General features: G+C 71.3%; 20 protein-coding genes and 2 pseudogenes. 19 read left to right on the forward strand and 3 right to left on the reverse strand.

Annotation, left to right across the window (positions count from 1 at the left end; genetic code table 11):
* The 15 genes from purN to GWI24_RS16980 form a co-directional block, all read left to right on the forward strand.
* A partial coding sequence (gene purN / locus GWI24_RS16910; RefSeq protein WP_210946781.1) for a phosphoribosylglycinamide formyltransferase occupies nucleotides 1-643 on the forward strand: 643 nt, incomplete at its 5' end.
* Entirely contained in the window at nucleotides 640-2,205 is a 1,566-nt protein-coding gene (gene purH, locus GWI24_RS16915; RefSeq protein ID WP_210946782.1) for a bifunctional phosphoribosylaminoimidazolecarboxamide formyltransferase/IMP cyclohydrolase, read from the forward strand. The genes purN and purH, both read left to right, overlap by 4 nt.
* Nucleotides 2,206-2,361: 156 nt before the next feature.
* Complete coding sequence (locus tag GWI24_RS16920; protein WP_037953392.1) at nucleotides 2,362-3,249, forward strand: bifunctional methylenetetrahydrofolate dehydrogenase/methenyltetrahydrofolate cyclohydrolase; 888 nt, start codon at nucleotides 2,362-2,364, stop codon at nucleotides 3,247-3,249.
* Nucleotides 3,239-3,700: a DUF3017 domain-containing protein gene (locus tag GWI24_RS16925; RefSeq protein WP_247616490.1), complete on the forward strand. Its 462-nt coding sequence runs from the start codon at nucleotides 3,239-3,241 to the stop codon at nucleotides 3,698-3,700. Before GWI24_RS16920 ends, GWI24_RS16925 begins: the two co-directional genes overlap by 11 nt.
* Nucleotides 3,701-4,101: 401 nt before the next feature.
* Entirely contained in the window at nucleotides 4,102-5,169 is a 1,068-nt protein-coding gene (locus tag GWI24_RS16930; RefSeq protein ID WP_210946783.1) for an XRE family transcriptional regulator, read from the forward strand.
* Between the two features lie 418 nt (nucleotides 5,170-5,587).
* Nucleotides 5,588-6,577 (forward strand): malate dehydrogenase, encoded by a 990-nt coding sequence (locus GWI24_RS16935; RefSeq protein ID WP_210946784.1) that lies wholly within the window; start codon nucleotides 5,588-5,590, stop codon nucleotides 6,575-6,577.
* Between the two features lie 145 nt (nucleotides 6,578-6,722).
* The gene (locus GWI24_RS16940) at nucleotides 6,723-8,612 is read left to right on the forward strand and encodes a hypothetical protein (RefSeq protein WP_210946785.1); all 1,890 of its coding nucleotides are present in this window, start codon (nucleotides 6,723-6,725) and stop codon (nucleotides 8,610-8,612) included.
* Complete coding sequence (locus GWI24_RS16945) at nucleotides 8,599-9,060, forward strand: hypothetical protein (RefSeq protein WP_210946786.1); 462 nt, start codon at nucleotides 8,599-8,601, stop codon at nucleotides 9,058-9,060. Before GWI24_RS16940 ends, GWI24_RS16945 begins: the two co-directional genes overlap by 14 nt.
* A gap of 1 nt (nucleotide 9,061) precedes the next feature.
* Entirely contained in the window at nucleotides 9,062-9,856 is a 795-nt protein-coding gene (locus tag GWI24_RS16950) for a hypothetical protein (RefSeq protein WP_247616491.1), read from the forward strand.
* Nucleotides 9,857-9,988: 132 nt separating this feature from the next.
* Nucleotides 9,989-10,795 (forward strand): serine/arginine repetitive matrix protein 2, encoded by an 807-nt coding sequence (locus GWI24_RS16955; protein WP_247616492.1) that lies wholly within the window; start codon nucleotides 9,989-9,991, stop codon nucleotides 10,793-10,795.
* A 301-nt stretch (nucleotides 10,796-11,096) separates the two neighbouring features.
* On the forward strand, nucleotides 11,097-12,599 hold the full coding sequence (locus GWI24_RS16960; RefSeq protein WP_210946787.1) for an aldehyde dehydrogenase family protein: 1,503 nt from the start codon (nucleotides 11,097-11,099) through the stop codon (nucleotides 12,597-12,599).
* Nucleotides 12,600-12,805: 206 nt separating this feature from the next.
* On the forward strand, nucleotides 12,806-14,392 hold the full coding sequence (locus GWI24_RS16965) for a GMC family oxidoreductase (protein ID WP_210946788.1): 1,587 nt from the start codon (nucleotides 12,806-12,808) through the stop codon (nucleotides 14,390-14,392).
* Nucleotides 14,392-15,492 (forward strand): glycine betaine/L-proline ABC transporter ATP-binding protein, encoded by a 1,101-nt coding sequence (locus tag GWI24_RS16970; RefSeq protein WP_210946789.1) that lies wholly within the window; start codon nucleotides 14,392-14,394, stop codon nucleotides 15,490-15,492. The genes GWI24_RS16965 and GWI24_RS16970 overlap by 1 nt, the downstream gene beginning before the upstream one ends.
* A 46-nt stretch (nucleotides 15,493-15,538) precedes the next feature.
* Entirely contained in the window at nucleotides 15,539-17,560 is a 2,022-nt protein-coding gene (locus GWI24_RS16975; protein ID WP_247616493.1) for a proline/glycine betaine ABC transporter permease, read from the forward strand.
* Nucleotide 17,561: 1 nt separating this feature from the next.
* The gene (locus GWI24_RS16980; RefSeq protein WP_210946790.1) at nucleotides 17,562-18,539 is read left to right on the forward strand and encodes an ABC transporter substrate-binding protein; all 978 of its coding nucleotides are present in this window, start codon (nucleotides 17,562-17,564) and stop codon (nucleotides 18,537-18,539) included.
* Between the two features lie 36 nt (nucleotides 18,540-18,575).
* On the opposite strand, the gene GWI24_RS16985 is transcribed toward GWI24_RS16980, so the two are convergent.
* Both GWI24_RS16985 and GWI24_RS16990 read right to left on the reverse strand, forming a co-directional pair.
* On the reverse strand, nucleotides 18,576-19,148 hold the full coding sequence (locus GWI24_RS16985) for a Uma2 family endonuclease (RefSeq protein WP_210946791.1): 573 nt from the start codon (nucleotides 19,146-19,148) through the stop codon (nucleotides 18,576-18,578).
* 152 nt (nucleotides 19,149-19,300) lie between these two features.
* Nucleotides 19,301-19,780 (reverse strand): carboxymuconolactone decarboxylase family protein, encoded by a 480-nt coding sequence (locus tag GWI24_RS16990; RefSeq protein WP_210946792.1) that lies wholly within the window; start codon nucleotides 19,778-19,780, stop codon nucleotides 19,301-19,303.
* A gap of 46 nt (nucleotides 19,781-19,826) precedes the next feature.
* Here GWI24_RS16990 and GWI24_RS16995 point away from each other — a divergent pair, with 46 nt between their 5' ends.
* From GWI24_RS16995 to GWI24_RS17010, 4 genes and pseudogenes are all read left to right on the forward strand, one after another.
* Nucleotides 19,827-21,374, forward strand: coding sequence for a PLP-dependent aminotransferase family protein (locus GWI24_RS16995; RefSeq protein WP_210946793.1), 1,548 nt, complete (start codon nucleotides 19,827-19,829; stop codon nucleotides 21,372-21,374).
* 106 nt (nucleotides 21,375-21,480) lie between these two features.
* Nucleotides 21,481-21,633, forward strand: coding sequence for a hypothetical protein (locus GWI24_RS17000; protein ID WP_210946794.1), 153 nt, complete (start codon nucleotides 21,481-21,483; stop codon nucleotides 21,631-21,633).
* Between the two features lie 117 nt (nucleotides 21,634-21,750).
* Nucleotides 21,751-22,101 (forward strand): hypothetical protein, encoded by a 351-nt coding sequence (locus tag GWI24_RS17005; RefSeq protein WP_210946795.1) that lies wholly within the window; start codon nucleotides 21,751-21,753, stop codon nucleotides 22,099-22,101.
* A 15-nt stretch (nucleotides 22,102-22,116) separates the two neighbouring features.
* Nucleotides 22,117-23,304, forward strand: a pseudogene (locus GWI24_RS17010) (glutathionylspermidine synthase family protein).
* Nucleotides 23,305-23,351: 47 nt separating this feature from the next.
* On the opposite strand, the pseudogene rocD reads toward GWI24_RS17010, so the two are convergent.
* Nucleotides 23,352-23,492 (reverse strand): annotated as a pseudogene (gene rocD / locus GWI24_RS45290) (ornithine--oxo-acid transaminase); the annotation flags it as partial.

Below are 23,492 nucleotides of genomic sequence, written 5' to 3' on the forward strand. Positions count from 1 at the left end.
TTCCCCCGCCAGTCCTGCGCGCCCCGGGCGCCCGGTCCGCCTCGTCGTCCTCGTCTCCGGCTCCGGTACGAATCTCCAGGCGCTGCTCGACGTCATCGCTGCCGAGGGCGTGGCCCGCTACGGCGCCGAGGTGGTGGCCGTGGGCGCCGACCGCGACGGCATCGAGGGCCTGGCGCGCGCCGAGCGCGCCGGGATCCCCACGTTCGTGTGCCGGGTCAAGGACCACCCCGGCCGCGCCGAGTGGGACGCCGCCCTGGCGGAGGCCACCGCCGCCCACGAGCCGGACCTGGTGGTCTCGGCCGGGTTCATGAAGATCCTGGGCCAGGAGTTCCTCGCCCGGTTCGGCGGCCGTTGCGTCAACACCCATCCCGCGCTGCTCCCCAGCTTTCCCGGCGCCCATGGCGTGCGCGACGCGCTCGCGCACGGTGTGAAGGTGACCGGATGCACCGTCCACTTCGTCGACGACGGCGTCGACACGGGCCCGATCATCGCCCAGGGCGTGGTCGAGGTCCGGGACGAGGACGACGAGTCCGCTCTCCATGAGCGGATCAAGGAAGTCGAGCGCTCGCTGCTCGTCGAGGTCGTGGGGCGTCTGGCCCGTCACGGCTACCGCATAGAGGGACGAAAGGTAAGGATCCCGTGACCGCCGAAGGTACCAAGCGGCCCATCCGCCGCGCGCTGGTCAGCGTCTACGACAAGACGGGTCTCGAGGAGCTGGCCCGAGGGCTGCACGCGGCGGGTGTCCAGCTCGTCTCGACCGGCTCGACGGCCGCGAAGATCGCCGCCGCCGGGGTCCCGGTCACCAAGGTCGAGGAGCTGACCGGCTTCCCCGAGTGTCTCGACGGCCGCGTCAAGACGCTGCACCCGCGCGTCCACGCGGGCATCCTCGCCGACCAGCGGCTCGACTCGCACCGCGAGCAGCTCCGGGAGCTGGGCGTGGACCCCTTCGAACTGGTCGTGGTCAACCTCTATCCGTTCCGCGAGACGGTCGCCTCGGGCGCCGCGCCGGACGAGTGCGTCGAGCAGATCGACATCGGCGGCCCCTCCATGGTCCGGGCCGCCGCCAAGAATCACCCGTCCGTGGCCGTGGTCGTCAACCCCGAGCGGTACGGCGACGTCCTCAAGGCCGCCGCGGAGGGCGGTTTCGACCTGGAGCGGCGCAAGCGGCTGGCGGCCGAGGCGTTCCAGCACACCGCCGCCTACGACGTGGCGGTGGCCAACTGGTTCGCGGCCGACTACGCGGCGGCGGACGACTCCTCCTTCCCGGACTTCCTGGGCGCCACCATCACCCGTAAGAACGTGCTGCGCTACGGCGAGAACCCGCATCAGCCCGCCGCCCTCTACACCGATGGCAGCGGTAAGGGGCTCGCGGAGGCCGAGCAGCTGCACGGCAAGGAGATGTCGTTCAACAACTACACGGACACCGAGGCCGCCCGCCGGGCCGCGTACGACCACACCGAGCCCTGTGTCGCGATCATCAAGCACGCCAACCCGTGCGGGATCGCGGTCGGGGCGGATGTCGCCGAGGCGCACCGTAAGGCGCACGCCTGCGACCCGCTGTCGGCCTTCGGCGGGGTGATCGCCGTCAACCGTCCGGTGTCGGTCGCCATGGCCGAGCAGGTCGCCGAGATCTTCACCGAGGTGATCGTCGCCCCGGCGTACGAGGACGGCGCGGTCGAGGTGCTCGCCCGTAAGAAGAACATCCGCGTGCTGCGCTGCGCGGAGTCGCCGGTGGAGGCCGCCGAGCAGCGCCCCATCGAGGGCGGCACGCTTGTCCAGGTCAAGGACCGCCTCCAGGCCGAGGGCGACGACCCGGCCAACTGGACCCTCGCCACGGGCGAGGCGCTGGACGCCGACGGCCTCGCCGAGCTGGCCTTCGCCTGGCGCTCCTGCCGCGCGGTGAAGTCCAACGCGATCCTGCTCGCCAAGGGCGGCGCCACGGTCGGCGTCGGCATGGGCCAGGTCAACCGCGTGGACTCGGCGAAGCTGGCCGTCGAGCGGGCCGGTGCCGAGCGGGCCACCGGTTCGTACGCCGCCTCCGACGCCTTCTTCCCGTTCCCGGACGGCTTCGAGGTGCTGGCCGAGGCGGGCGTGAAGGCCGTGGTGCAGCCGGGCGGCTCGGTCCGTGACGAGGCCGTGGTGGAGGCCGCCCAGAAGGCGGGTGTGACCATGTACTTCACGGGCACGCGCCACTTCTTCCACTGAGCGAGTACCGAGTGACCAGCGAGCGGGCACCGGGCGATCGCTGAGCGAGCACAGGAGGCCGCACCCCGACCGGATCACGGGGTGCGGCCTTCGCCGGTCCGGCCCCGACCGGCCCCTGATTGGATCCGATGTCCCCGCATCCGGGAGGATGAAGTCATGACCGCCCAGATTCTCGATGGCAAGGCAACCGCAGCCGCGATCAAGTCCGATCTCGTCAGCCGCGTGGAGGCGCTGAAGGCCAAGGGCATCCATCCCGGCCTCGGGACCGTGCTGGTGGGCGAGGACCCCGGCAGCAAGTGGTACGTGGCGGGCAAGCACCGCGACTGCGCCGAGGTCGGCATCGCCTCCATCCGGCGCGACCTGCCCGAGACCGCCACCCAGGAGGAGATCGAGGCGGCGGTCCGGGAGCTCAACGAGGACCCGTCCTGCACGGGCTACATCGTCCAGCTGCCGCTCCCCAAGGGCATCGACGCCAACCGGGTGCTGGAGCTGATCGACCCGGTCAAGGACGCCGACGGGCTGCACCCGATGAACCTCGGCCGGCTGGTGCTCAACGAGAGCGGCCCGCTGCCGTGCACGCCCCAGGGCGTCATCCAGCTACTGCGCCACCACGGTGTGGAGATCAACGGCGCGCATGTGGTGGTCGTCGGCCGCGGCATCACCGTCGGCCGGTCGATCGGGCTGCTGCTGACCCGCCGCTCGGAGAACGCGACGGTCACCCTCTGCCACACCGGCACCCGCGACCTGCCCGGGATCCTGCGCCAGGCCGACATCATCGTGGCGGCCGCCGGGGTGCGGCACCTGGTCAAGCCGGAGGACGTCAAGCCGGGCGCGGCGGTGCTCGACGTGGGCGTCAGCCGGGACGAGCACGGCAAGATCGCCGGAGATGTGCACCCCGGTGTGACCGAGGTCGCGGGCTGGGTCTCGCCGAACCCGGGCGGGGTCGGCCCGATGACCCGCGCCCAGCTGCTGGTCAACGTGGTGGAGGCCGCGGAGCGGGACGCGAAGGCGGCCGCCGACGCCGGTGCCGGCCATGACGGCTGAGGCGAGCGAGCCGGCGGCCGGGGAGCAGCCACCCGCGCCGCCCGCGGGGCCCGGCCGGTTCATCCGCAGGTCGCGCCGCTTCCCGCTGATCACCCGGGACACCGCGCGTCCGGAGGGCGGCGGCCGGGCCGCGCCCGGTGCCGCTCCGGCGCCCGCCCGGCAGTGGCCGCTGCTCGCGGTGATGGGCGGGGTGGGCCTGGGGCTGCTGATCGTCGCCCTGGACGCCTTCCGGGCGGGCACGGTGCTGATCGGGCTGTCCCTGCTGGCGGGCGCCTTCTTCCGGTGGGCGCTGCCCGAGGTGGGGATGCTCGCGGTGCGATCGCGCTTCACCGACATGCTGACCTACGGACTGCTGGGCGCGGCGATCGTGCTGCTGTCCCTGATGGCCCAGCCGGATCCCTGGGTGTCGATCCCGTTCCTTGACGACGTGGTGCATTTCACGGTGCGCTAGCCGACGGTGTGAAACGGCGGCCCGTCCTCTCCCCCGTGGAAGGACGGGCCGCCGTCGTTGTGGCCGGATCCGAACGGTCCGGCGGCGGTCCGCCCTCTCCCCCGAAGAAGGACGGACCGCCTGGTAATCAGGGTTGTGTGTGAGCTGTGCCGGATCAATGAGCGTGGGGACCCTGTGGCGCGGAAGTGACCGTTCCAGCACGAGGTCTCCGCTGTGCAACGACGAGCCGGGCGTGGGGGAGTGCGTACCGGTGCACGAAATGCTCCGATGCGCCCCCGCCCGAAGAGCTGACATCCTGGGACAAGGCATCCCTTTGGGTAGTCAGTTCGGGGCCCGGGGACGCCAACAGCGGCCGCAGCGCGGGAGATTGACAGGTATGTGCGGGGGGACAGGGGGAGGCAATGCCTCGTTGGAGGGACTTACCTGAGGAACTCGATCCGCAGGTCCGGGAGTTCACCGGCCGGCTGCGCACGCTCGTCGAGCGCAGCGGGCTGAGCGTCGTCACCGTCGCCGACCGCACCGGCTACAGCAAGAGTTCCTGGGAGCGCTACCTCAACGGGCGGCTGCTGCCCCCGCGGCGCGCGGTGGAGGCCCTGGCCGAGGCCACCGGCGCCGATGCCCATCACCTCAGCACGCTGTGGGAGCTGGCGGAGCGGGCCTGGAGTCGCTCCGAGATGCGGCACGACGTCACGATGGAGGCCATCAGCGTCGCGCAGGCGCGGGCCGCCATCGGGCAGTTCGACCCGGCGGCGCAGGGGGTGGATGCCCGGAAGAACGGCCGCTCCCCGGGGAAGGACCGGCCGAGGGTCGAACCGCCCGATCCGGAGCAGCCGTTGGTCGCGACGGCTCCGGTGTTCCCGGCTCGTGCGGCATCGGCCGGACGGGCACCGGACTCCGCCGAGCCGCCGTCGCCCGCGTCGTCCCCTCGGTCGTCGTCGCCGTCCCCGAGGGGGCGGAAGCGTGCCGCCGCGCTGTTCGCCGGGGGGCTCGTCGGCGCGCTCCTGCTCGTGGCCGGTGCCGTCCTGCTGCTCGAAGCGGGCGGCGACGGTGAGAAGCGCGGGGAGCGGCCGACCACCGCGCCGGCCACCAGCGCGCGTCAGCAGCTCCCGGAGGGCGTGAAGTGCGTCGGCCAGGACTACACCGGCCAGGATCCGCAGGCCATGGGGTGCGGCACCTCCGCGACGACGACCGCGGACGTCACCGTCGGCACCGCGTATGTCGAGGTCCGCTACAGCAAGACCTGCAAAGCCGCCTGGGCCCGGATCGCCCGGGCCACCCCGGGCGATGTCATCCAGGTCAAGGCGCCGGGTGTGAGCGGCGGCGCGGCCCGCTCGCAGAGCGGCAGGGTCGGCGCCGACGGCGATGCCTACACCAAGATGATTCCGGTGGACGCCGCCGCGCGGGCCACCGCGTGTGCCACCCTCGGTGGCGGTACGCGCGCCTGCACGGCCCCCGGCGCCCGCGGCTGAGCGGCGGGGGAGCGAGGCCTGTCCGGGAGGCCGCCCGGAGCCCGTCCGGGAGCTCGTCCGGAGCCCGACCGGAGCCGGTTCGGGAGCTCGTCCGGAGCTCGTCCGGAGCCGGTTCGGGAACTCGTCCGGAGCCCGTCCGGAGGAATTCGTAAAACCGGGGGGAATGAGCCGGGGGAATCGGGGCAGGCGCTGCCCGAGCCCCCCCACGGGTGCGGCACTGGGCGGCCGCCTGCACTCCCCCTCCTGGCAGGCGGCCGCCAAAGTGCGCGGTGGTCCCATGTGCGCGGTGGTCCGGAACGCACGGTGAGCGGTTACACAATGGCCCGAGAGAACGTGGGTCAGGTGCCGTCGGATAGCCTGACGCAGGTATCTCGACACCAAGAGATCTTGGACTGACAACACAGCGCAGGAGACCGCCATGACCCGCACTCCCGTCACCGTCACCGTCACCGGCGCGGCCGGCCAGATCGGCTACGCGCTGCTCTTCCGCATCGCCTCCGGTCAGCTCCTCGGCGCGGACGTGCCGGTCAAACTGCGTCTCCTGGAGATCCCGCAGGGGCTGAAGGCCGCCGAGGGCACCGCGATGGAGCTCGACGACTGCGCCTTCCCGCTGCTCCAGGGCATCGACATCTCCGACGACCCGAACGTGGGCTTCGACGGTGCGAACGTCGCGCTGCTGGTCGGCGCCCGCCCGCGCACCAAGGGCATGGAGCGCGGCGATCTGCTGGAGGCCAACGGCGGCATCTTCAAGCCGCAGGGCAAGGCCATCAACGACCACGCCGCGGATAACATCAAGATCCTGGTCGTGGGCAACCCGGCCAACACCAACGCGCTCATCGCCCAGGCCGCCGCGCCGGACGTACCGGCCGAGCGCTTCACCGCGATGACCCGGCTGGACCACAACCGCGCGCTGTCGCAGCTGGCGAAGAAGACCGGCGCCCCGGTCAGCGAGATCAAGAAGCTGACGATCTGGGGCAACCACTCCGCCACTCAGTACCCGGACGTCTTCCACGCCGAGGTCGCGGGCAAGAACGCCGCGGAGGTCGTCAGCGACGAGCAGTGGCTGGCCGACACCTTCATCCCGACCGTCGCCAAGCGCGGTGCCGCGATCATCGAGGCGCGCGGCGCCTCCTCGGCCGCCTCCGCCGCCAACGCCGCCATCGACCACGTCCACACCTGGGTCAACGGCACCGACGCCGACGACTGGACCTCCGCCGGTGTGGTCTCCGACGGCTCGTACGGGGTGCCGGAGGGCCTGATCTCCTCGTTCCCGGTCACCGCCAAGAACGGGAAGTTCGAGATCGTCCAGGGCCTGGACATCAACGAGTTCTCGCGGTCCCGCATCGACGCGTCGGTGAAGGAGCTCGAGGACGAGCGCGAGGCCGTGCGGAACCTCGGCCTGATCTGACGCGCCCCAGCGCGCCCCGACGCGGCCGTTTCCGAAGGGTCACATTCCGGTATTCACTCCGGAGTGTGACCCTTCGGCCATGCACTGTAATCGCGGGCCATCTTCCCCTACCGTGAAGGCAGTTGCTACGGCCTCGGGGGGAAACATGGCCAATACGCGCGGTGATCATTCTTCTGGCGGCGCTGATCCTTCTGGCGGTGCTCATTCTTCTGTGAGCGATCACTCCGCTCGTCTGCCGCGGTCGCGGGCGGAGCCGTCACCGGCCGTCCCTTCTCCTCGTACCGCCGCTGACGCTTCTCCCTACGCCACCAGCGAGGCCACCCGGCTGTTATGCGCGGGCGCCTATCTGGACGACGACTTCCGGGACGCGGTCGTGGACGAGCTGTATGTCCACGAGGAGCGCGCCGTGGCGCCCTCGCTGGGCATCGACGCGGTCCGGGTGCTCGCGCACGCGCTGCGCGCCCGCCGTCTGGAGGCGTGCTGGACCGCGCTGCTGGTGTCCTTATGGGTGCTGGACTTCCTGCTGGCCCAGGGCTTCTTCTATCTCTTCCTGCTCTCCTGCGCGCTGCTACTGCTGGCGGCCTGGGCCAGGGGTGGCGCCATGGGCGCCTTCCGTGCCGACTATCCCGGGGCCGACGGGGTCACCCTCACCCGGCGGCGGGCGGCCGCGGTGTTGCGGGTGCTCGGCTGTCTGACCCTGCTGTCCTATGTGTTCTCCGCCCTGACACAGGCGCTCACGGACGGGCAGTCCGATCCGGGCGGGCTGCAGGCCTTCGCACCGGTCCTGGCCACCGGGTCGGACACCACCGCCGCCTGGTTCGCGCTGGTGATCCCGGCCGCGATGGCCGCGGCGGTCGCCCTGCACCGCGAGCATGTGGCCCGGGTGCTGGCCACCGATCTGGAGCCGGAGACCTTCGCCGACCCCGCCGCGGACCCCGCGGAGCGGTTCGAGGGCGGGCGCTTCCAGCGGGTGCGGGCCCTGATCCGCCGTGAGCAGTACTCACCGGTGATCCTCTACCACGATCGGCATCCCTTCCTCGGCGCGGGCACCGCCCATGACACCTGGACCCTCGCCGTCGAGCTGCGGCCGCGCGAGGGCGGCGATCCGGTGCCGTTGGACAACCGCGTGATCCTGGAGCGGATCCGGCCGCTGGTCGAGAAGTTGCGCACTCCCTCCGCCCAGGGCATCGCCTCCGCCCAGGGCATCGCCTCCGCCCAGGGCACCGCCCCCGCCCAAGGCACCGCTCCCGCGCAGGGCACCGCTCCCGCCGCCGCCGAGAGCCGTGACCGGCTGCGCGGCCTGGAGCTCGACGAATGCGTCTTCCTCAAGGTCACCGGATTACGGAGCCGCTCCTTCGTGCCGTACGGCGAGGCGGACTTCGCGCGGGAGCGGGCGGAGGCCGTCGAGGAGGGCGGCGAGATCCGCCGGCACTTTCTGCGCATCCGCGTCGGCGCATGGCGGGAAGAGGTCGTCACCACGGTCTTCGTGCGGGTGCATACGCAGGGCGGCATGCTGATGCTGGAGTTCGCCCCGCATGTGCTGCGCCCGATCCGCCCGGACTTCCGGGCGGTCGACCGGCTCTCCGACTCCCACCGCCGCGGCGGACTGCCGGGCAAGGTGATCTGGGCGCTGGGGCGGACGCCCACGGCGGCGGGCCGGGCGGTCATCCACGCCTTCCGCTCGGCCGCCTTCCTCTGGCGGATGTACGCGGGGGGCTATGAGGCGGCCATCCCCGACGGGCCCTGGGTCTCGGTGCGGGAGCTGGGCAGCGACGTAGGCGCATCGCTCTTCCAGGAGATGGATGTCAGCCGCTATCTGAAGAGCGTCGAGGACCGGGTGGCCAACGGCGTGCGAAGGGCGCTCGACGAAGCCGGCTGGGAGACCGGTGAGTTCGAGCAGAAGGTCATCAATGTGAGCGGCGGCGGAGTCTTCATCGAGTCCGCGGAGCACAGCGCCTTCGGCTTCGGTGACCACAACGCCATCAGCAACACCACCGGAAGCAATGGAGCGGGAGGCGGCCATGGCGATGGCTGACACGGAGGACGGTAGCGACATGGGCGGCGGCGCGGGCCACGCGGCGGGCGCGAGCGGTGGCGGCGCGACCCCGGCGGCGGGCGGCGGGAGCAAGTTCGGAAACATCCGGTTCGGCAAGGTGCAGGGCAGCGCCATCGGCTTCGGCGACCACAACCACATCGTGAACGGACGGCAGGGGGAGGCCCCTTGTGACCCCGCCTATCAGGAGCTGCTGGAGGCCGTTCGGCAGCTTGCCGAGGATCTGCGGCGGGTGGTCCCGAGCCCGGAGGTCGGCGCGCTCTCCGACGAGTTGGACCGGACCGAGGACGAGATCCAGCGCACCGGCCGGGCCGGGGCCGGCCGACTGGCCCGGATCCGGGTGATGTTGCAGGACGCGAGCGCCAGTGTCGGCATGCTCGCCTCGGGCGTCGCCGTCGGACAGGCGGTCGGCGCGCTGTTGGGCGGGTGAGATGAGCACCCCGGGCGGCGAGGGGGGCCGTCGATGGGACGAGGAGGCCCAGCGCTGGGTGGGAGCGGGCGCGGAGCCGCCGGCCCCGGGCCGAAGACCACCCAATCCGCATCTGGGCACGGTGCTGCTGGCGGTGCTCGCCGTGGTGCTGGTCGGCGGGATCGGTTTCGGCGCCTGGAAGCTGGTGTCGGGCGGCGGGGATGACAAGCCCCGGGCGGACGGCGGTTCGCCCTCGGCCTCGTCCTGGTCGCCGTCGGCCGAGCAGCCTTCGGCGTCGTCGTCGGGGCCGTACGCGGAGCCGACCTCGGCGCCGCCGTCGGTGTCCGAGGACAGCACCCAGGGGCCGCCGGCGGACTATGTGCGCACCACCGACCCGGAGGGATTCCGGCTGGATGTGCCCACGGGCTGGCAGCGGGTCAAGCGCGACACCGGGGTGTTCTACGAGTCGTCCGACGGGGGCAGTCTGATCCAGGTCTTCGCGCTGACCGAGCCCGACATCACGCCGTACGAGGCGCTGCGCCAAGCGGAGACGGGGCTCAAGAAGAACCCCGGCTACAAGCGGTATGAGCTCAAGCGGCTCGGGCCCGGCGATGACGCGGACGCGGAGCTGGAGTACGGCTACCGCAGCGCCAAGTACGGCCCGCGGCGGATACTCGACCGGGCCTTCACCGGCCCGGACCAGGTGCAGTACGCGGTGCTGGTCGCGGGCCCGGCCGACGACTGGCCGAAGCAGCGGGAGCGGCAGGGCATCGTCCTGGCGTCCTTCTGCCCCACGGTCTACTGCCCGGCCACCTGACCGGCGGCCGGGCGACGGATCAGTATCGGTGCGATGACAGGGGGTGGGGCGGCCCCCGGACCGGGTACATCGATGTGGGCCGACACGGCTTATCCGCATATGGGAGCAGAGATCCATCATCGGGGGGCATAGATGAGCATGCACAACGGGGGAGCGCCGGGGCAGGACGCCAGGCGGGTGCTACGGGCACTGGCGGTGACGATCTTCCTGATCGCGGGGATCGCGTTCTCCGGATGGGTGGCCTTCGGAGGCGACGGCACCTCCCGGAATCAGGCGGGTCCGCTGCCCTGGGACCGGGAGAGCCCCACGGCCACGCCGAGCGGGGACGCCTCCCAGCCGAGCGATCTCTACCCCTCGCCCGGCCCCGAGACCAGCGGACCGACCGATCTCCCCACGGACCTTCCGACCGGGACGCCCTCCGGGTCCCCGTCCGCGACGCCGTTCGGCACCCCGTCCTCACCCTCCCTGACGGGCGCCGCCCCGCCCGCGGGCTACAGCACCCAGGCCGACCCGGCCGGGTACCACCTCGCGGTCCCGGACGGATGGCGGCGGACGACCGAGGGCCCCAGCGTCTACTACACCTCGCCCGACGACAGCACCGTGATCCAGATCTTTGAGCTGCACGGCCCCGAGTCGACGCCGTACGAGTCCGCCCAGGAGGCCGAGCGGATCGCCTCCACCCACCGCGACTACGAGCAGATCGCCCTCACCCGGCTGGGCTCGGCAGCCATGGACCCGGTCCAGCTGGAGTACACATACGAGTCCAAGAGCGACGGCCACCGCCGGATGCTCGACCGCCGCTTCGCCGCCCCCGGCGGCACCATGTACGCGGTGCTGGTGAGCGGCCCCTCCGGGGCCGGGGACCGGGTGGAGGAGCGGGAGGTCCACCAGGCGGCGGTGGACACCTTCTGCCCGACGGCCTACTGCACGACGTCCTGACCGCACCGTCCCTTGACCGCGCCGCGTCCTGACCCGCACTCCCTCTCGACGGCACCCCCGCCTCTCGGCCGCACCTCCGCCTCTCGACCACGCCCCCTTGTGACCCGAACCACTTCTTGACCGCACGGCGTCTTGACACACAGGCCGATCATGAGTCGAGGGGCCGGTTCCGCCTTCGGATCACGTGAGCCGGCCCACTTTCTCTTGCGAATCGCGCATAGGTTCCCGCCTTCCGGTTAGGGCTCCATGTTGCTGGCTTGGACCAGTGGCACAGCACGCGGAACCGGAAGGCAGAAATCACGTGGCGGCAGTCGAGACCATTCATGTGGACGGGGTGTGGCAGGCAGCCGCATCCGGGGCGCAGCGGGAGGTCCTCGACCCCGCGGACGCCAAGACCCTCGCCGTCGTCGCGGAGGGTGGTGTCGAGGACACCGACGCGGCGATCGCGGCCGCGCGTCGCGCCTTCGACCAGGGGCCCTGGCCCGGGACGCCGGTGGCCGAGCGGGCGGCGCTGCTGCGCCGCGTCGCCGACCTGCTCCAGCGCGACCGCGAGACGATCGCGCTCATCGAGAGCCGTGACACGGGTAAGACGCTGGAGGAGGGCCGGGTCGACGTCGACGACGTGACCAACGCCTTCCGCTACTTCGCCGATCTGGTCGCGGGCGAGTCGGCCGGGCGCGTGGTCGACGCGGGCACCTCCGATGTGCACAGCGTCGTGGTCCATGAGCCGGTCGGTGTCTGCGCGATGATCACCCCCTGGAACTATCCGCTGCTCCAGGCCAGCTGGAAGGTCGCCCCGGCGCTGGCCGCCGGGAACACCTTTGTGATCAAGCCCAGCGAAGTGACCCCGCTGTCCACCGTCCATCTGGTGAAGCTGCTGGCCGAGGCCGGGCTGCCGACCGGGGTGGCCAATGTGGTCACCGGCGCGGGCGACCCCGTGGGCGCCCGGCTGTCCGAGCACCCGGATGTGGATCTGGTCTCCTTCACCGGTGGCCTGGTCAGCGGCACCAAGGTCGCGCAGGCCGCCGCGCCGACGGTCAAGAAGGTCGCGCTGGAGCTCGGCGGCAAGAACCCCAATGTGGTCTTCGCCGACGCCTGTGCCACCGCCGAGGGCTTTGACACCGCCGTCGACCAGGCCCTGAACGCCGCCTTCATCCACAGCGGCCAGGTCTGCTCGGCCGGTGCCCGGCTGATCATCGAGGAGTCGGTGCGCGAGCGGTTCGTGGCCGAGCTCGCCCGCCGTGCGGAGAAGATCAAGCTGGGCCGCGGCACCGAGGACGGTGTCGAATGCGGTCCGCTGGTCTCGGCCCAGCAGCTGGACAAGACCGAGGCGTATGTGGCGTCCGCCCTGGAGGAGGGCGCGCTGCTGCGTTGCGGTGGCAAGCAGCCGGAGCCCAACGAGGTCCGCCCGGCCACCGGCTACTTCTACCTCCCGACCGTGCTCGACCAGTGCCACCGCGAGATGCGGGTGGTGCGGGAGGAAACGTTTGGGCCGATTCTGACGGTCGAGTCCTTCCAAACCGAGGACGAGGCAGTCACACTCGCCAATGACACGGAGTACGGACTGGCCGGCGCCGTCTGGTCCGCCGACACCGCCCGGGCGCGGCGCGTCGCCGCCCGGCTGCGGCACGGCACCGTGTGGATCAACGACTACCACCCCTACCTTCCGCAGGCCGAATGGGGCGGTTTCGGCAAGTCCGGGGTCGGGCGCGAGCTCGGTCCCGCGGGCCTTGACGAATACCGCGAGACCAAGCACGTCTACGAGAACCTGCGACCGAGCCCGGTGCGCTGGTTCGCCGGCTGATGCCCCGCCGCCGGCCCCGCCCGGGGAACGGCCGGGCCCGGATTCGTCCCCCGGGGCCCGGACCCGGCCGCGCCCGATCGCGGCGACCGGCGGCGAGCAGCCCGTAAGGCACGCAAGGCACCCAGCAACACCCCCCCAGGGGCGGCAGTAGTCCCCGGCCCGCACCGGCGCGAGCCGTTTGGTAAGACCGCGAGGAGTAACCCCACATGTCCGTACCTGTCGCATACGACTACGTCGTGATCGGCGGCGGCACCGCAGGATCGGTGATCGCTTCCCGGCTCACCGAGGACCCGGACATCCGTGTCGCCGTCATCGAGGGCGGACCGTCGGATGTCGACCGGCCCGATGTGCTCACCCTGCGCCGATGGCTCGGCCTGCTCGGCGGCGACTTGGACTACGACTACCCCACCACCGAGCAGCCACGCGGAAATTCGCATATCCGGCACAGCCGGGCGCGGGTGCTCGGAGGGTGCTCCTCGCACAACACCCTGATCTCCTTCAAGCCGCTGCCCGGTGACTGGGACGAGTGGGCCGAGGCCGGCGCCGAGGGCTGGGACGCGGAGTCCATGGACCCGTACTTCCAGCGGCTGCGCAACAACATCGTCCCGGTGGACGAGAAGGACCGGAACGCGATCGCGCGGGACTTCGTCGACGCCGCCCAGGCCGCCGCCGGGGTGGAGCGGGTCGAGGGGTTCAACAAGAAGCCGTTCCACGAGGGCGTCGGCTTCTTCGACCTCGCCTACCACCCGGAGAACAACAAGCGCTCCTCGGCGTCGGTCGCCTATCTGCACCCGTTCCTGGACCGGCCCAACCTCCATCTGATGCTGGAGACCTGGGCGTACAAGCTGGAGCTGGACGACACCGGCCGGGTCACCGGCGTGCATGTGTGCACCAAGGACGGCGAGGAGATCCTGGTCCGGGCCGAGACCGAGGTCCTGGTCTGCGCGGGCGCCGTGGACACCCCGCGGCTGCTGATGCACTCCGGTATCGGACCCAAGGGCGATCTGGAGGCGCTGAGCATTCCCGCCGTCCACGATCTGCCGGGCGTCGGCGAGAACCTGCTCGACCACCCCGAGTCGGTCATCGTGTGGGAGACGGACGGCCCGATTCCGGACAACTCCGCGATGGACTCCGACGCGGGACTGTTCATCCGGCGGGACCCCGAATCCCGGGGCCCGGACCTGATGTTCCACTTTTACCAGATTCCGTTCACCGACAATCCGGAGCGGCTGGGCTACGAAAAGCCTGAGCACGGCGTGTCGATGACCCCCAACATCCCCAAGCCGCGCAGCCGCGGCCGGCTCTACCTCACCAGCGCCGACCCGTCCGTCAAGCCCGCCCTCGACTTCCGGTACTTCACGGACGAGGAGGACTACGACGGCCGCACGCTGGTCGACGGCATCCGTGTCGCGCGTGAGATCGCCAAGACCGAACCGCTGGCGAGCTGGCTCAAGCGCGAGGTGTGCCCGGGCCCGGAGATCACCTCGGACGAGGAGATCAGCGAGTACGCCCGCAAGGTCGCGCACACCGTGTACCACCCGGCGGGCACCTGTCGTATGGGTGCCACGTCGGACGAACTCGCCGTGGTCGGCCCCGATCTTCGGATCCGGGGCCTGAACGGCGTCCGTATCGCCGACGCGTCCGTCTTCCCGACGATGCCGGCCGTGAACCCGATGATCGGAGTCCTGATGGTGGGCGAGAAGTGCGCTGAGCTGCTGTTCGAGGAGCGCGATCGGGAACGGCGCAGGCCCGATGACCGAGCCGCCGCGCATCAGCCGGGAGGTGAGGCGTGATGGCTACGACCGTGGTCCCCGAGACGCCCGGCACCCCCGAGATCCCCGAGAGCGGCGAGCGCACCCCGGTGTTCTCGGTGCGCGACCTGTGGAAGGTCTTCGGCCCCAAGGCCGACCGGATCCCCGGCTCCGCCGAGGCCGAGCTGTCCGCCGGTGAGCTGCGTGCCCGCACCGGCTGCACCGCCGCCGTCCGCGAGGTCTCCTTCGACGTCCAGCCGGGCGAGGTGTTCGTGGTCATGGGGCTGTCCGGCTCCGGCAAGTCCACCCTCGTCCGCTGCCTCACCCGGCTGATAGAGCCCACCTCCGGCACTCTGAAGATCGACGGCGAGGACGTCCTGGCCATGGACAAGGCCCGGCTGCGCGATCTGCGCCGGCATCGCGCCGCCATGGTCTTCCAGCACTTCGGGCTGCTGCCGCACCGCTCCGTCCTCGACAACGTCGCCTATGGGCTGGAGATCCAGGGCGTGGGCAAGGCCGAGCGCCGGGCCAAGGCCGCCGAGGTGGTGGAGAAGGTCGGCCTCACCGGCCTCGAGCGCCGCCGCCCCGGCCAGCTCTCCGGCGGTCAGCAGCAGCGCGTGGGTCTGGCCCGGGCGCTCGCCGTCGACCCCGAGGTGCTGCTCTTCGACGAGCCGTTCAGCGCGCTCGACCCGCTGATCCGCCGCGATATGCAGGAGGAGGTCATCCGGCTGCACCACGAGGAGGGCCGGACGATGGTCTTCATCACCCATGACCTCAGCGAGGCGCTGCGCCTCGGTGACCGCATCATGCTGATGCGCGACGGCGGGATCGTGCAGCTGGGCACCCCGGAGGAGATCGTCGGCTCCCCGGCGGACGACTACGTACGGGACTTCGTCCGCGACGTGCCGCGGGAGCAGGTGCTGACCGTGCGCCGCGCGATGCGCCCCGCGACGTCCGACGAGCAGGACGGCGGGCCCGCACTGGCCCCGGGCACCACGGTCGCCGACGCGATCGAGGCCGTGGCCCGCACCGGCGGCCCTGCGCGCGTCGTGGACGGCGGCCGCTGCCTGGGCGTTGTCGACCACGCCTGTCTGCTGAGCGTCGTCGCGGGCCTGGACGGCAAGGAGGTGGCCGCGGCATGAGTCCCACCTCGACCATCTCTCCGCCAGGCCGCACCGGGGGGCGCGTATGAGTGCCACCGCCACCCGCCCGTCCACCGACCCCGCCACCGAACCGGCGGCCACCGGGACGGCGGCGGACGAGACGCGCCCGTCCCGGCTGAGCGCCGTCGTGCACAGCCATGCCGCGCGCAAGCTGGCGGCGCTCGTGGTGATCGCCGCCGTGCTGGTGCCGCTCGCGCACGCGAAGTGGGCGAGCGGCAGCTGGCCGGACGCGCTGACCGTCGATGTGTCCGAGCCGCTCGGCAAGGCCAGCGACTGGATCATCGACAACCGCGACAGCCACTGGATCTTCCTCTACTTCTTCGGCCACATCAGCAACGCGGTCATCATCTGCGTGCGCGCCGTCTACGTCGTCCTGCTCACCCTCGGCTGGGCCGGGGTGACCGCCGCCTCGACCCTGGTGGCCTGGCGGGTCGCCGGGGTGCGGGTCGCGGTGACGACGCTGGTGTCCTTCGCCGTGTGCGGGCTGCTGGGCATGTGGGTGCCGACGATGCAGACGCTCGCGCTGATGGCCGTCGCCGTCACCGCGTCCGTCGTCATCGGCGGGCTGCTGGGTCTGGCCGGCGGGCTCTCGGAACGGGCATTCCGGGCGCTGCGCCCGATTCTGGACACCATGCAGGTGCTGCCCGCGTTCGCCTATCTGCTGCCCGTCGTGCTGATCTTCGGCATCGGCGTACCGGGCGCGGTGCTGGCCACCGTGATCTACGCGGCCCCGCCGATGGCCCGGCTCACCGCCCTCGGCCTGCGCGGCGCGGACGCCGGGGTGCTGGAGGCGGTGGCCTCGCTCGGCGCCACCTGGCGGCAGCGGCTGCTGTCGGCCCGGCTGCCGCTGGCCCGCAAGGAACTGCTGCTGGGCGTCAACCAGGCGATCATGATGGCGCTGTCCATGGCCGTCATCGCCTCCGTGATCGGCGGCGGCGGTCTCGGTGACCGCGTCTACCAGGCGCTGTCCAGCGTGGACGTCGGCAAGGCGCTCGCCGCCGGCCTCCCGATCGTGCTGCTCGCGGTCGTGATGGACCGCACCACGGCGTCGGCGGGCGAGCGCCTCGGCGAGCCCCCGGCCGAGGGCGGGCCCCGGCTGCTGCGCGGCTGGCCCGCCTGGGCGGGCGTCGGGGTGATCAGCGTGGCGGTGACCCTCGTCGGACGCCTGGCCGGGTCCCAGACCTGGCCGACCGGCTGGACCGTCCCCATCGAGGAGCCGGTCAACCAGTTCAAGGACTGGATGGTCGAGCACCTCTACACGGGTGTGCCGGTCGTCGGCGGCACCGCCGATTGGGCCTCGGACTACGTCAAGTGGATCCTGGACCCGCTGCGCGAGGGGCTGCAGGGCCTCCCGTGGTACGCGGTGCTGCTGATCGTCGCGACGCTGGCCTGGCTGATCGGCACCTGGGCCACCGCGCTGACCGCCACCGCCGCCATGGCCGCGATCGGGGTGCTCGGGGTGTGGGAGCCGTCCATGGACACCCTCTCCCAGGTGCTGGCGGCCGTCTTCGTCACGCTGGTGCTCGGCTTCGCGATCGGCATCGCGGCCGCGCGGTCCACCCGGCTGGAGCGGCTGCTGCGGCCGGTGCTGGATGTGTGCCAGACCATGCCGCAGTTCGTGTATCTGATCCCGGTGGTCGCGCTGTTCGGCGTCGGCCGCGCTCCGGCGGCGGCCGCGGCCATCGTCTACGCGCTGCCCGCCGTCATCCGCATCACCACCCAGGGGCTGCGGAACGTGGATCCGGCGGCGCTGGAGTCGGCGCGTTCTCTCGGCGCCACCCGGGGGCAGCAACTGCGCCAGGTCCAGCTCCCGCTGGCCCGCCCGGCGCTGCTGCTGGCCGTTAACCAGGGCGTGGTGCTGGTGCTCGCCGTGGTGATCATTGGCGGTCTGGTCGGCTCGGGCGCGCTCGGCTACGACGTGGTGTTCGGCCTGGCCCAGGGCGATCTGGCCACCGGTCTGGTCGCCGGCGCGGCCATCGTCTGCCTGGGTCTGATGCTGGACCGGGTCACCCAGCCGACGTCGCGCCGCGACAGGAAGGGGGCCTGAGATGGCTCGCACCCGCACTCAGCTGCTGATGGCCGTCGCCGGGGTCGCGGCCGTGTTCACCGCGACCGGCTGCGGCGCGGCGGACATGACCAAGCAGTCCTCGCCGTACGCCAATGTGGGCGGGGCGAAGAGCGTCACGCTCTCCGTCCAGTCGTGGGTCGGCGCCCAGTCCAATGTCGCGGTCGCCCAGTATCTGCTGGAGCACGAGCTGGGCTATCGCGTCGACACCGTGCAGGTGGACGAGGTGCCGGCGTGGGACGCGCTCAGCCAGGACCGGGTGGACGCGATCCTGGAGGACTGGGGCCACCCGGACCAGGAGCAGCGCTACGTCAAGGACAAGAAGACGATCGTGCCGGGCGGCGGGCTCGGCGTCACCGGCCATATCGGCTGGTGGGTGCCGAAGTACTTCGCCGACGCCCATCCCGACGTCCTGGACTGGAAGAACCTCAACAAATACGCGAAGACCTTCAAGACCGCGGAGAGCGGCGGCAAGGGCCAGCTGCTGGACGGTTCACCGTCCTATGTCACCAATGACAAGGCGCTGGTGAAGAATCTGAAGCTGAACTACCAGGTCGTCTTCGCGGGTTCGGAGGCGGCGCAGATCACCCAGATGAAGCAGTTCGCCAAGGCGAAGAAGCCGTTCCTGTCGTACTGGTACGAGCCGCAGTGGCTGTTCAACCAGGTGCCGATGGTCGAGGTGAAGCTGCCCAAGTACACGGACAAGTGCGCTGCTGAGGGCGCCAAGGACCCCGACTCCTTCGACTGCGCCTACCCGACCACACCGCTGCAGAAGTATCTGAACGCGGACTTCGCGAAGAAGGGCGGCAAGGCGGCGGCGTTCCTGAAGAAGTTCCACTGGACCAAGAAGGACCAGAACGAGGTGTCCGAGTTGATCGCCTCGCAGGGGATGTCACCCGAGGACGCCGCGAAGAAGTGGGTCGAGGCGCATCCGGACGTCTGGAAGAAGTGGCTGCCCTGAGTCCGGATCACGCTCAGGGCAGCATGGGCGACCGGATTACTTGAGGAAGCCCGCGGTGTCGAGTGTGAGGCCGAGCGGTTCGGGGAGCGTCACCGGCTCCCCGAACGCCGCTCGGTGCTTATCCCGGTAGCGGCCCTTCCCGTCCGGTACGGAGTACACGGTCGTGGAGCCCTCGTCGTCGTGCGGGTCGATCAGCAAATAGATCGGCACATTGGAGTGGGCGTAGCCCTTGACCTTGGCCTGGAGATCGCGCGCTCGTGTGGAGGGCGATGTGATCTCGGCGACGAGCAGGACGTCATCCGCCTGGACCTGCCACTCCTCCATGCTCTTCAGCGCTTCCGACTCGCAGATGAGCAGGTCCGGAATGAACCTCTCCTCCGTCGCGGGGAGGAAGACCGTGGCGGTGTTGGTAATGATCCAGTCTTCCGGTACCTCACGGTTGAGACGACGCTGGAGTCGGCCATAGATCCAGTTGTGGAAATTCGCAGGCGTCGGTGAGATGACGATCTCCCCCCCGATGAGTTCTGCCCGCATTCCATCCGGCAGCTCCAGCCGGGCATGGATGTCGAGCAGATTTTCGAACTCTTGGTCGGGCAGTGGCGCCGTCATCACGAGACCTCCCATTGGCGGGTCCCCCTTCTGGCTGTGTTGCCTTCGTGCCGTACTGCCATGCGGGGGCCTGTCACCATCATGCGTTACGCGATGACTCCGACGTCGGATAACGGTCCCCCGTCGTCACCAACGACGACGGGGGCAGATGGTCACACGGTCGGCTTGTAGGCGCCGGGGGCCATGCGGGTGGTCACACCGATCCGGTTCCAGGCGTTGATGGTGAAGATCAGGGCGATGAGCTGGGCCAGCTCACGCTCCTCGAAGTGCTTGGCGGCCCGCTCGTAGACCTCGTCCGGGACGAAGCCGTCGGTCAGGACGGTGACGGCCTCGGTCAGGGCGAGGGCGGCCTGCTCCTTCTCGGAGTAGAGGTGGCCGGCCTCCTCCCAGGCGTTGAGGAGGTACAGGCGCTCCTCGGACTCGCCCGCCGCGCGGGCGTCCTTGGTGTGCATATCGATGCAGAAGGCGCAGCGGTTGAGCTGTGAGGCACGGACCTTGACCAGCTCGGCCAGCGTCGGGTCGACGCCCTTTCTGGCGGCCGCGTCCAGGGTGACCATGGCCTTGTAGACCTCGGGGGCGGCCTTGGCGAACTGCATCCGGGGGCCGTGTGTGTGGGAAGTTCCGGTCGTCATGCCTCCACGCTAGAGGCCGGGCGGCCCAGGGGTATGGTCCATTTCCATGGCGGATTCATGGGCCACTCCGAGGGGCGAACCCGGACAGCGGACAGACGGCCCCGGACAGCGGGCGGACAGCTCGGGATACAGGGCTGGTTCCGGACAGCGGGCGGGTGGTCCGGCCGGACCGGGGACGGATCTCCATCTGGATCTGCCGCGGGGCGGTGGGACCGGGGTGCGGGACGCGCTCATCCGTGCCCTGCGCGACGCCGTCCGCGGCGGGCGACTCGCCCCGGGCACCCGGCTGCCCTCCTCCCGCTCCCTCGCCGCCGACCTCGGCATCGCCCGGAACACCGTGGCCGACGCCTATGGGGAGCTGGTGGCCGAGGGCTGGCTGACGGCCCGGCAGGGCTCGGGCACCCGGGTCGCCCGGCGCGTCGTGCCGCCGGAGCCCGCGCCGCCGCGCACACCGCCGCCCGCCGCCGTGGCCGCCACCCGGCCGACCTACGATCTGCGGGCCGGTCAGCCCGATGTCTCGGCCTTCCCCCGGTCCGCCTGGCTCTCCGCGGCCCGGCGCGCCCTGACCGCCGCGCCGAACGACGCCTTCGGTTACGGCGACCCCGCCGGACGGCCCGAGCTGCGGCGGGTCCTGGCCGACTATCTGGCGCGCGCCCGCGGGGTGCGGGCCGCGCCCGAACGGATCGTGGTCTGCGCCGGGTTCGTCCAGGGGCTGGCCCTGCTCAGCCGGGTGCGGGCGAAGGCCGGGCACCGTGAGGTGGGCGTGGAGTCCTACGGGCTCGACGTCCACTGGAACGTGATGCGCGGGGCCGGGCTGCGCACCGTACCGCTGCCGGTCGATCAGCAGGGCGCACGGACGGCGGAGCTGGACCGGTCGGCCGGGCTGCGGACCGTTCTGCTCACCCCGGCGCATCAGTTCCCCACCGGGGTTTCGCTGCACCCCGACCGGCGCGCCGCCGTGGTCGACTGGGCGTCGCGGGTGGGCGGGCTGGTCCTGGAGGACGACTACGACGGGGAGTTCCGCTATGACCGTCACCCGGTCGGGGCGCTCCAGGGGCTCGACCCCGAGCATGTGGTCTATCTGGGCACCGCGAGCAAGAGCCTGGCGCCCGCGCTGCGGTTGGCGTGGATGGTGGTGCCGGACCATCTGCTGGACGACGTCCTGGCGGTCAAGGGAACGGGGGAGTGGCAGTCGGGCGCGCTGGACCAGCTGACACTCGCGGAGTTCATCGACTCCGGTGCGTACGACCGCCATGTGCGTGGCATGCGGATGCGCTATCGGCGGCGCCGCGACCAGTTGGTGGCGGCGCTCGCCGAACGCGCCCCGCGGGTGCGGGTCACGGGCATCGCGGCGGGGCTGCACGCGGTGCTCCAACTGCCGCCCGGCACCGAGCGGTCCGTGGTACAGGGCGCGGCCTGGCAGAGCCTCGCTCTGGAGGGGCTGTCCCGCTACCACTACCGCGAGCAGCGGGAGCCGGAGGAGCCCGGACCGGGTCCGGACGGGCAGCCGGACGCGCTGGTCTTCGCCTATGGCGCCCCGCCCGACCACGCCTTCAAAGGCGCGCTGGAGGCGCTGTGCCGGGTGCTGCCCTGACGCCCCACACGTCGGCCGGGCAGTCGCGCCCAGAGCAATTCCTGCCCTGATTCCTCCACTTCCGACCGCCGTCGCCACCAGCGGATACATCTCCCTGCACGCGGAAGTGGCACGCGACTTCTATCCGCGCCCCGACGTGCGGTTCGTTCCCCTGGAGGGAGCGGCCCCGGAGATCGTCGTCATCACGCGGGCCGACGACGAGCGGGCGGCCATCGCCGCCCTCCGGCGCGCGGCGCGCTTCGCGGAAGCGCGAGGTTAAGGTGGTCGGTCAGGGCCTCGGGCGGGACGAGGGCCTCGGGCGGGACGAGGGCCGCGGGTGGGACGACTGCCTCGGAGGTGATGACGGCCTCGGGGGAGAGGAACGGGGGAGACAGGGATGGAACGGAAGACGACGCGGCGGCTGCGGTCGAGCACGGTGATCCTGGGCGGTATGGGCGCGCTGGCGGCGGCGCTCACCTCCTGTGGTTCGGAACCGGACAAGCGCTGTGTGGACCGGGACAGCTATGACGCCGTGAACGGCTATCGGGTCGTCGACTCCAGCGCCTGCAAGGGCTCTTCGTCCACCACGGGCGGCAAGGGCAAGAAGAGCCGGGGCACATCGGGTGTCGACGGCGAGTGGTACTACGACTCCGACGTCAGCGGCCGCTGGGCGGACTACGGCACCTTCGACAAGAGCAAGGCGGCCGACCGGGGCGGCTTCGGCTGCTCGGGCTCCAGCGGCGGCTGAGCGGGCCGGCCCACGATGAAGCGCCACACCATCGACCCCCGCCCCGACTGGCAGTCCACGGTGGAGGAGCAGGGGGTCATCTATCCGCTGACCCGCTACCCGGACGGCTCGCTGCGCCCCTACTGGGACGAGAGCGCCTACTACGCCTTCTCGCTGCCCGAGGTCGAGGCGCTGGAGGAGGTCGTCGAGGAGCTGCACCGGATGTCGCTGGCGGCGGCCGCCCATATCGTCGAGACCGGCCGCTTCGCCGACCTCGGCATCGAGGATCCGCGGCTGGCCGGGCTGATCGCCGAGTCCTGGCACCGCCGGGCCGAACAGCCCAGCGTCTACGGCCGGTTCGATCTGCGCTACGACGGTGAGTCGGGCCCGGCGAAGCTGCTGGAGTACAACGCCGACACACCCACCTCGCTGGTGGAGGCGGCCAGCGCCCAGTGGTTCTGGATGGAGGACCGCTTCCCGGGCGCCGACCAGTGGAACTCCCTCCATGAACGGCTGGTGGAGGCCTGGCGCACCCAGGCGGCGCTGCTGCCGCCGGGGACGCCCCTGTACTTCGCCCATTCGGCCGGGGACGAGCTGGGCGAGGACCTGATGACGGTGGCCTACCTCCGGGAGACGGCCGAGTAGGCCGGGCTGAGGACCGAGGCGATCTCCATGGAGGACATCGGCTGGGAACGGCTGTCGGGCCGCTTCGTGGACAAGCGGTTCCGCTTCATCCGGAGCTGCTTCAAGCTCTACCCCTGGGAGTGGCTGGCCACCGACCGGTTCGGCCCGCATGTGCTGGACACGCTCGACAACGGGGGCGGCACCGGATCCACCCTGTGGATCGAACCGGCCTGGAAGATGCTGCTGTCCAACAAGGCGCTGCTGGCCGTGTTGTGGGAGCTCTTCCCGGACCACCCCCATCTGCTGCCCGCCTACCTCGACGGCCCCCGGGAACTGGCCCGCACCACCGGCTATGTGGCCAAACCGCTGCTGGGCCGCGAGGGCGCGGGGGTCACCGTGCATCCGCCGGGCGAGGAGCCCGTCGTGCGCGACGAGCCGTGCTGCTACCAGGAACTGGCGCCGCTGCCCGACTTCGACGGCAACCGTGTGGTGCTCGGCACCTGGGTGGTCGAGGGCGAGTCGGCGGGGCTCGGCATCCGCGAGTCGGCGGGGCTGGTGACGGATGAGTACGCGCGCTTCATCCCCCACGTCATCCTCTGAGCCGCGCGGGGTCACCGAGCTGTACGGGGCCACCGAGCCGTACGCGTTCACCCGGCCAGCACCGCCCTCAGCTGATCCAGCCCCCACTCCAGATCCTCCTCGCTGATCACCAGGGGCGGGGCGATCCGGATCGTGGTGCCATGGGTGTCCTTGACCAGCACTCCGCGGTCCATCAGCCGCTCGGAGAT

It is taken from the genome of Streptomyces sp. MK37H, from assembly GCF_018035285.1.
Classification (GTDB): Bacteria; Actinomycetota; Actinomycetes; order Streptomycetales; family Streptomycetaceae; genus Streptomyces; species Streptomyces endocoffeicus.